The sequence below is a fragment of the Microcystis sp. LE19-41.2A genome (assembly GCF_027530405.1).
GTDB lineage: Bacteria > Cyanobacteriota > Cyanobacteriia > Cyanobacteriales > Microcystaceae > Microcystis > Microcystis aeruginosa.
Genome location: NZ_JAPZQJ010000547.1, coordinates 1 through 1,190, shown reverse-complemented (window position 1 = coordinate 1,190; position 1,190 = coordinate 1). Strand labels below are relative to the sequence as shown.

At 40.2% G+C, this 1,190-nt stretch carries 2 protein-coding genes; both read left to right on the top strand.

Going from position 1 to position 1,190, the window contains the following annotated elements:
* Positions 1 to 234 precede the first annotated feature (234 nt).
* A complete protein-coding gene (locus O9290_RS22945) occupies positions 235 to 450 on the top strand; it encodes a hypothetical protein (RefSeq protein ID WP_002750830.1) in 216 nt (71 codons plus the stop codon).
* A gap of 5 nt (positions 451 to 455) precedes the next feature.
* Positions 456 to 740 carry a type II toxin-antitoxin system RelE/ParE family toxin gene (locus O9290_RS22940; RefSeq protein ID WP_002764224.1) on the top strand — a complete coding sequence of 95 codons (285 nt, stop codon included), beginning with the start codon at positions 456 to 458 and terminating at the stop codon, positions 738 to 740.
* The last annotated feature ends 450 nt before the right edge of the window (positions 741 to 1,190 follow it).

Here is a 1,190-nt window from a genome sequence, read left to right as displayed (position 1 = left end):
AATCGGTACTTGGGCCGATGTGTTGAACCGCGCTGGTATCGGTATGGAAGTAATGCACGAGCGTAATGCACACAACTTCCCCTTAGACTTGGCTAGTGGTGAACAGGCTCCTGTAGCTCTGATTGCTCCTGCTATCAATGGCTAATTCCTAGTCTGAACGAAAAGGCACTCCCGCAAGGGGGTGCTTTTTTGTTGTTAGAATAGAAGGTGGTTTTTTGAGTTTGAGGTTGAATTATGATTAGTTTAGAACAAGCTTTAAATACTGTTGAGCAACTATCTTTAGAACAACAGGAAATGTTATTAGAAATTTTACAAAATCGTTTACTTGATATTCGTCGTCAAGAAATTGCTAGAGATGCTAGGGAGTCAATTAATGCTTTTCATCAAGGAGAATTTAAACCTCAACCCCTAGAAATTATTCTGAGAGAATTGAGAGAAACTTTAGAATAGATATTATGAGAGAACTGGTTTTAACGCCTAAATTTAAGCGGACTTTCCGTAAGTTTGTTCTCAGAAATCCTCAACGACAGAAAGCGATTGAGAAGACATTGGCACAAATGAGGGAAGATATTTATTTTTTGAGCTTGGGAACTCATTCATTAAGAGGGGAATTATCGGGACTTAAAGCTTGTTCTTGTGGTTATGATTGCCGGATTATTTTTTCTATAGAAATTGAGCCAGACACCCAGGAAGAAGTTATCATTTTACTTGACATTGGTACTGATGATGAAGTGTATTGATAAAATAGGAAAAACTAGAAAGCGATCCTGCCGGTTTCTGCGTTGCGGTACACATATATTTATAATAAAATAAATTTCGCTCTCTTAGGTTTGGTAGGTCTAAGATACAGTCCTGGTGACGAGCGAGTGGAGCAAACCACAAAGACACAAAGGACACAAAGATTGATCGCTCTTATATAACCCACATTCCGCACCCTAAGTGTCACAACGTCTCAAAAGAGGAAGATGCCTGAGTCAAAATACTTATCTAGAGGAGTGAGTTGGCGGCAAGCTGCCGCCAACTAAGCCGAAAATTTCAGGGTTCCCCCAGTCATTCTCAATAAACAGTGCTTGTTGAGAATGACTGGGCAATCAGACTTAACATCTAGGGGGAGATGTTCCAGTTGCTCGCTTTGTTTTGTCACCCCTGGAAGTCAATCCATCTGGTCAAGATAAGAGATAATATTCCTG

Coding starts and splice junctions, on each gene's coding strand:
- O9290_RS22945 (WP_002750830.1), top strand. CDS start 235: ATGATTAGTTTAGAACAAGCTTTAAATACTGTTGAGCAACTATCTTTA.
- O9290_RS22940 (WP_002764224.1), top strand. CDS start 456: ATGAGAGAACTGGTTTTAACGCCTAAATTTAAGCGGACTTTCCGTAAG.